This is a genomic window from Candidatus Zixiibacteriota bacterium, from assembly GCA_036480375.1.
In the GTDB taxonomy this organism is placed as follows: Bacteria; Zixibacteria; MSB-5A5; order GN15; family JAAZOE01; genus JAZGGI01.
Genome location: JAZGGI010000034.1, coordinates 124,448 through 131,505 on the forward strand (window position 1 = coordinate 124,448; position 7,058 = coordinate 131,505).

7 protein-coding genes are annotated in these 7,058 nt (G+C 38.8%); 5 read left to right on the forward strand and 2 right to left on the reverse strand.

The window, feature by feature from the left end:
- Nucleotides 1-156 precede the first annotated feature (156 nt).
- Nucleotides 157-843, forward strand: coding sequence for a hypothetical protein (locus V3V99_11245; GenBank protein MEE9443227.1), 687 nt, complete (start codon nt 157-159; stop codon nt 841-843).
- Here V3V99_11245 and V3V99_11250 read toward each other — a convergent pair.
- Nucleotides 830-2,020, reverse strand: a complete 1,191-nt coding sequence (locus tag V3V99_11250; GenBank protein MEE9443228.1) for a hypothetical protein — start codon at nt 2,018-2,020, stop codon at nt 830-832. The genes V3V99_11245 and V3V99_11250 overlap by 14 nt on opposite strands.
- On the reverse strand, nt 2,017-2,862 hold the full coding sequence (locus tag V3V99_11255) for an FRG domain-containing protein (protein ID MEE9443229.1): 846 nt from the start codon (nt 2,860-2,862) through the stop codon (nt 2,017-2,019). The genes V3V99_11250 and V3V99_11255 overlap by 4 nt, the downstream gene beginning before the upstream one ends.
- Nucleotides 2,863-2,993: 131 nt before the next feature.
- Here V3V99_11255 and V3V99_11260 point away from each other — a divergent pair, with 131 nt between their 5' ends.
- From V3V99_11260 to V3V99_11275, 4 genes are all read left to right on the forward strand, one after another.
- On the forward strand, nt 2,994-3,971 hold the full coding sequence (locus V3V99_11260; GenBank protein MEE9443230.1) for a restriction endonuclease: 978 nt from the start codon (nt 2,994-2,996) through the stop codon (nt 3,969-3,971).
- A 196-nt stretch (nt 3,972-4,167) separates the two neighbouring features.
- A complete protein-coding gene (locus V3V99_11265) occupies nt 4,168-4,983 on the forward strand; it encodes a recombinase family protein (GenBank protein ID MEE9443231.1) in 816 nt (271 codons plus the stop codon).
- A 674-nt stretch (nt 4,984-5,657) separates the two neighbouring features.
- Nucleotides 5,658-6,008 carry a hypothetical protein gene (locus V3V99_11270; protein ID MEE9443232.1) on the forward strand — a complete coding sequence of 117 codons (351 nt, stop codon included), beginning with the start codon at nt 5,658-5,660 and terminating at the stop codon, nt 6,006-6,008.
- A 2-nt stretch (nt 6,009-6,010) separates the two neighbouring features.
- Nucleotides 6,011-6,772, forward strand: a complete 762-nt coding sequence (locus tag V3V99_11275; GenBank protein MEE9443233.1) for a hypothetical protein — start codon at nt 6,011-6,013, stop codon at nt 6,770-6,772.
- The last annotated feature ends 286 nt before the right edge of the window (nt 6,773-7,058 follow it).

Sequence of the window (7,058 nt, forward strand, 5' to 3'; positions counted from 1 at the left end):
AACGGCTAAGGTCAGCATTTTACCACGAAAATTTCTATAAAAATGTGATTGTCTTTGGGCAATATTAGTGTTCAATAGACTAATTACTGTGTCATAAATGAAAGTTTTTGTTGCCCATATAAATCAATATACGTATAAAAAAATAGGTGGTGTGCGATGACCTTTAAAAAAGAATCGGAAATGCTTGAACCGGTATTGTCTTGGGCACATACCCGGGGATTTACTACAAAAACTGAATTCCCTACAGGTTGGGGAATTTGTGATGTGGTTGCCGCAAGTCCCAATAAATTTAGTATCAAGAAACGGTTAAAGTATAATCAGAAAAAGCCAATTCTATCGCTTCAAAAAATTGACCTCCTTTATAATATACCTGATGAAGAAAATGGACACAGTATATCGTTGAAAAGACTTGGGAGAGAATCTAAATCTCATTATCCTGATATTGATTTAGATTTTGAACTAACAGAATTAACTCGTCAAAGGTATATTGTTAGTCCCAGAGCTGGTTATTACCAAAAACGAAACGGATGGCAGCCCCTTCAAAAGAAACTACTTGCTATAGAAATAAAGTTAAATCGCATTGAAGAAGCACTATTTCAGGCGTTTAATAATCTAAAGTTTGCATCAGAATCTTATGTTGCTCTACCAAAGCAAATTGCGTCGAGAATTGCAAAATCAAAACGCCTTGTTGATTTTGTTGAATGTGGGGTGGGATTAATATCTGTTAATCAAAATACATGCAGAGTTTTAAGAAAGTCGAAATCCAATAATACTATACTCAATTCCAAAGTACAAATGACGTATATTGAAAGATTTTGGCAAGATTGGCTTAAAGACAATTAAGCATTAACTGTTGCGCAACTTTTTCGGGCGAAGCTCCAGGTTGTTCGTCGCGTGGTAGATGTTTTTTTATTTCTTTTCCCAAGACATAGGCCTCGGATAAACTTTGATAAAGCGCAAGAGCCCTACCAGAGTCGGGCACTCCTAATATAGATTCAATCCAGTCTTTATAAAAATCAACAATCTGCCTTTTTGCATTATTGGGATTGTCGGCGTATGAATTAAACTTTTTCAAAATATTCAATAGTTCTTTTTGAGCACCCTGATGTCTAATTTCCCCTTTTGTGATTTCGATTAGCCATTTTTGTAATGAAGGAGAGGCAACGGCCAATCTTTTTAACGGTTGTAATGCTATTCGGATTTTTGCCTGACTCTTGAGTCCGTAAGGGATTTGACCAGGAAGAAAATATTGAGGTAACACACCCATTTTGATGGCCGAATGTGATGACAAACCACGTGCCAATAGTAGAATATTGGCACCCCAGTAAGGCCCAGAAATAATTATCGATTCGGCCCCTAAGAGTTTTCGTAGGTCTCTATGAAACTTGATTAGATTGGGTAAACGTCGATTCCCCATAGTATCAGAACCGCTAAAATCTTTCAAATCGCAATCAACAACCCACACACCTTTTGCGTTAGATAGCCGATAACATTTATTGATATGATTTAATATTCGCGTGCGCTGTACACTATACCTGGTTTGGTTCTCATGCTCCAAAATTACCGGGAGAATAAAGTGAGAGTTTGTTTCATTATTTAGAATCCATTCACCGGTCGAAGTTGCTAACAGAGCATTAATTCTGAGCACTGAATGCTTAAATGCAATTGGTAATTGAGGGACAGATGTCCAAGATGCTTGTATCTTATTTGTCTCATTCAATACGCTAACAACAAATTCATTGATAATGTCCCTTTTGGGTCTTTTTTGAAAATCTATTTCTGCAATGTTCTCGACATGCGTAAATCCGCGCAGATATTTTAAATATCCACTATCACTTGGCATACCTTTTACAAGACAATCTATTCCTGCATCTATCCATATGTTGGTACCAGATGGTAGTTTGGGGATGAAATTTGACGCTTTGTTTAATCCGACTTTGGCTATTGAAATTTTAGGAAAATGCGAATTTACAAAGGCGCAATCTTTATGCGATAATACGAATGGAATTATTTCTTTCATAAATATCCTTCATTGCAATTGACTTTTTCCTTTAGACAATTGCATGCATGCTCTAATTCGGGGAACAAAGCCATTTCATCAATTCCAATTCTATTTAATTCAGAGTGCAATGTTTTCTTATGCTTATTTATTATTGGTATACCCAATAAAGAGTTTGCCTGATATTTATCCAAGGCAAATTTCACATTGCCATGTAATGTAAAAACTCCCCTTTGCATCATTAGTCTTTCAGAGTTCCATACTGGATTAACTGCAATAGTTGGTAATCTACCTTTTTTGGGGCTTCTCATTACCTGGCCACCCAACTCCAGATATTTATCTAAAAGTTTATTTGGGATATTAGCATTTAAGGTATTTCTAACCTTAATGGCAGTAGTTTTACTCAGGTCGGTAGGATTAAGCATGAATACCATTCCATGTGTTTCTTTTCCATCTTCGTCTTTATTGGGAAGCGTAGCGAAATATAGGGCAAAAATAGAACTTTCTGTCCAATCAAGCAAGCGAGTTGGGATACCATAATGTTGCGCAGTCTGAAGCCACTTTAGCGTTTCATTTTCGCGAGGAGGTCGGTCGATTTTTATTTCTGCGATTCTTCGAAAATCTTGTAGCAAATTTAACGCATCTTCCCGTTGTTTTACTTTGGATTTTCTCAATGCGGATGGTATTAAGGGCCATTTTACATTGCTATGCCCCCTAAACCAAAACACCGTATTTTCTCGTAAAGAATAACTTATTGTTGCCAAATAATCCGATAAGTTGCTTATAACATTATCTATATAAAAATTGCATTCGACCGAGCATAAGAGGCTAATTAATTTATTCGCAATTTTATCTTTATTCATTATTTTCCCGCTCGATTTTTATCTCTGAATGATGCTGTGTGAGCGCAGTAGGAATATATATAAAATAATCAATAGCAAATATTGACTTCTTTGTCTAAATACGACATACTAAAGAAAAGGAATCTTGGGAAGTGATTTTTAAATCCTACAATATTTCGATTTCACAATCTGGTATCTTGAAACTACCATCCGAATTTCAAAGGGAGTTGAGATCAGCGGGTACCTATATTATCAATGAGTCTATCTCTTTATCTCAATGTCTCGATTTGCATCCAATCGATGTTTGGAGAAAACTTGTAGAAGAAAATAAATATATAAGAAGATCTAGGTCTATCTCTTTATCTCAATGTCCCGATATATATCCAATCGATGTTTGGAGTAAACTTGTAGAAGAAAATAAATATATAAGAAGATCTAGGTTTATTGCGCGAAAATTACATCAATTCACAAGTCCAATTTACCCCAATTCCCCAAGAATAGATATAAAATCATTGCACACAAATGTATTAGGTTCGGATGTGAGTAATGCTAAAATGCTATGCTTTGGTCAATCAGCCAAAATAATCGATAGTAAGTTGCTTAACCTAATTTTAACAAATCGAGATTTTTATGAGTTACAACCTTTTTTGAAAAATTGTGCCAAAATTAATGCCTCAAAAGAAAGAACTATTGAATCTTTGGAGAGGTTCTTTACCGATAATAAACAAAAACGAGAGCTATTTAATAATCCCAGGAAATTTGAGATTGTTGTTGCTGAGGTACTTGATAGGTCTGGGGTGGGGATCATAGAGGTCACACAACCTTCTAAAGATTATGGGATTGATGTAATAATCTATCTACCAGATGGTGAATTATACTATGTACAATGTAAAGCTGGAAGAAAGCCTGCGAATGTTAGAGACGTTAGAGAAGTAATTGGCGTTGTTGCAAGAGATAACAGAAAAGCCGGAGTACTTGTGGCTTTGTCGGGGTTCACTTCTTCTGCCAAAACTGAAACCTCAATTTCGAATTTATCAATCGAACTGGTAAATGCGCCCCAATTAGCAACATGGGCAAAAGCCGTAATGTTGAAGAATCATTCCATCATGTTAAAGAAAATTATGGGATAACCCCTGAAAAACTTTCAAAATCAATCATTATTTACTTGACATTATTTAAATAATTGACGATAGTATATTAGTGCATCAACAAAACCGTTCTTTCTAATAACTAAAATATTGCCCGGGTGGTGGCTGCAACTTTATCCCTTAACGGTTATTGTTGGTGCACTAGTCGCCTCCGGGCGTTTAAAGTAAGGAGTTCCTTATGTGCACTAAGGTTACTTCTCAGACGGTTCCCCGGGGATTATCTCCCGGGGAATCCCCTCCCCTAATTATCGCAGGTTATATCCGAGTTTCAACCGAGAATCAGGTTGATGGCTATGGCCTCGAATCCCAGGAGAGCGCGATTCAAAAATTCGCTCGTAAAAACAAGCTGGGCGCGATCCGCATTTACACCGAAAGGGGCGTATCCGGCGATCTCGAAGACCGCCCCGCCCTCGGCCAGCTAATGGTCGATGTTAAGGAGGGCCGAGTCGGCAAAGTGATTGTCGTCAGGCTTGACCGCCTGGCGCGTGACCTGATGCTTCAGGAAAACATCCTGGCTGATCTTAAACAGCATAACGCCGAGCTTATTTCCATCGATGAGCCGGACTTGTGCAGTTCCGATCCGACTCGTGTTTTATTCCGTCAAATCAAAGGCGCAATCAGCGAATACGAAAAGAAGATGATCAAAGTGCGCCTGAAAGCTGGGCGAATGTCAAAAGCCAGCGATGGCGGATTTGTCGGCGGACGCAGGCCGTTAGGTTATAAGCGCGTTGATAAGTACAACGGCAAGAAGCGACCCGATCTGATTATCGATCCCGAATCAATCGAAACGGTGCGCCTGATATTTTCACTCAAGCGTAAACACTGGAGTCAATCCAAGATTGCCCGCCATCTAAAAGACAACGGATTCAAGACGGCACGCGGCGGAAACTGGTACCAAAGCACCGTGCGAGCCATCTTGACAAATCCTATTTATAAGGGCAAGATGAATTATAACGGATTGGGCTTTAAGCGATTAGACCTTGCGATTAGTTGATGGCTAACATAATCCTTCACGATAGTGTTAGCTCACGATTATGAATAATACTTCTAATGCAAGAACGTCGCGCTATGGGCTTGTACGGAGCTTATAGAGGCATATTTACTGCCCATCTGTGCACCTGAAGGGTCGGCTCCAGTTACTGAAGGGCAAGGTGTAATCTCAAAGAATAAATAGAGGCTTTCTATCTCTCGCGAAAAAATCAGAATTGTATCTGAAAACACACAATAAAATATCTGGCCAGGAGAGTGCGACCACTGAGGATTACTACAAGATGTTCTTGGAAGATTCTGAGTCCGAGGCGTCAGATTAAAATCTTGTTCTTTTGCTAAATTTGCCGTGAATAATTTTCACATACAAATTAATCACATCTTTATTCGTATCATCGATATATTGTGTGTTTCCAAACTCGAACAAACCATACAATAAATTTACAGGATTAATTTTATATATTTTTATAAAAAATCTCAATTACATTAAATATTTGATTGTTTTATCCATCACTCTGTTTATATTAGTAATGAATTCTTGGCAATTCATGGATTGAAAAACTTAATCTTAGCATTCGAATGATGGACGAACCTCGCCGTTGTCCAAATGATTTTATACTCACTTCGGCCTATCGGGCGAATCCATCCCAATGAACATGCCCAGAACAAAGGGAGTGCGGATTGAATCAAGATGGTGTTGTAGAAATAATGGACAATACGATTCTTAACCGTATTGACCAAGTTCTTAAGGATAATAGACGAACCGAAACGTGTTTGATATGGCTGGCCATAATTCTCTTTTTGTGTGGTATTGCGGGAATTGTCACCGCACTAGTTCGTGGTGAGTTTGCTTGGTCTATCCCTTCTGCATTTACATCGGCTTTTATTTATTATCCACTACGAAGGATCGAACGAATAAGGCGCAAGAATATTGCGCTTGCTACTGCTCCAGCACTCATTGACAAACTCCCTACTGACAAGGCAGCCGAAGAGCTCCAAAATCTAATCCACTCTCTTTATGGAGATGAGTAGTAGTGCCGCGCGATGATAAAACAAAAGCACTGTTGGAACAAATGTTACGCGGTTTGCATAAAAAGCAAGCCGTTGAAACTTCCTTCGCTCAAGCAGACTCATATTTAATGGCTTCGAATGAACAGTTCCTAGGCCGAATCACTACAAATCGCTATGATACATCATCAATATTAAACCGATATGGGCCGTTTGGAAGTCGATACAGTCAAACTAGTATTTTCAACCCATATTCACCTTACGGCAGTAAATATGGGCAATTTAGTGTGAACAATCCCTACTGTCAGTTGCCGCCTACTCTTGTGATCAATGGTAGACATGTCGGAGTTGTTACTCGTAACAGATTATTAAGAGATAGGATTCCCACTGATTCGTTCCTGCATACACTGAAGTCTGATGTTCAACAGCTTCTTAAGGGGAGAATTCAGGCGAATGAGGAAGAGAGTCGGGCGGCTGCCGATGCTTCTTTCATCATTGCCCAAGATGGTACTTACTTGGGAAGTATTGAACCGAATCCTTATGATTCAGAGTCGATATTTAACGAATTCGGGCCCTTTGGCAGTGAATACTCTCAAACATCAATCTTTAATGAATATTGTAATTATGGAAGCCCTTACTCCCCGTATAGTCCCTTCAACGAGTACTCAAGCACTCCACCAAAGGTTTATGTCCGTGGTCGGATGATAGGATACTTGACGAAGAACACTTATTTTGACGAGTGCATTGACCCTGATGACCTACTAGATTGGGCAAGAGGAAACGTATAATAACATTGGCCTCTCCGCCTTTTTATTTACCCTTTTTAACGATTCAGTTGTCAAAGAACAAAAAACTTTATATTTATTTAACTACCTTCAAATGGGACGGTCCGTTAGTCAATGATTTAGTATCGTGTCAACCAAGTCTCCCAACCCAAGAGGACGCTGAGAGGTGGTCCTGGTTTGTTGGACAGTTTGACGGCTGATTTAAGGTGTATTCGGTTTGGTTGATTATGCCGCCATGTTGTCAAGATATACCTCCATCGGTGTTTTGTCATCAAAAAAGGAATGCGGT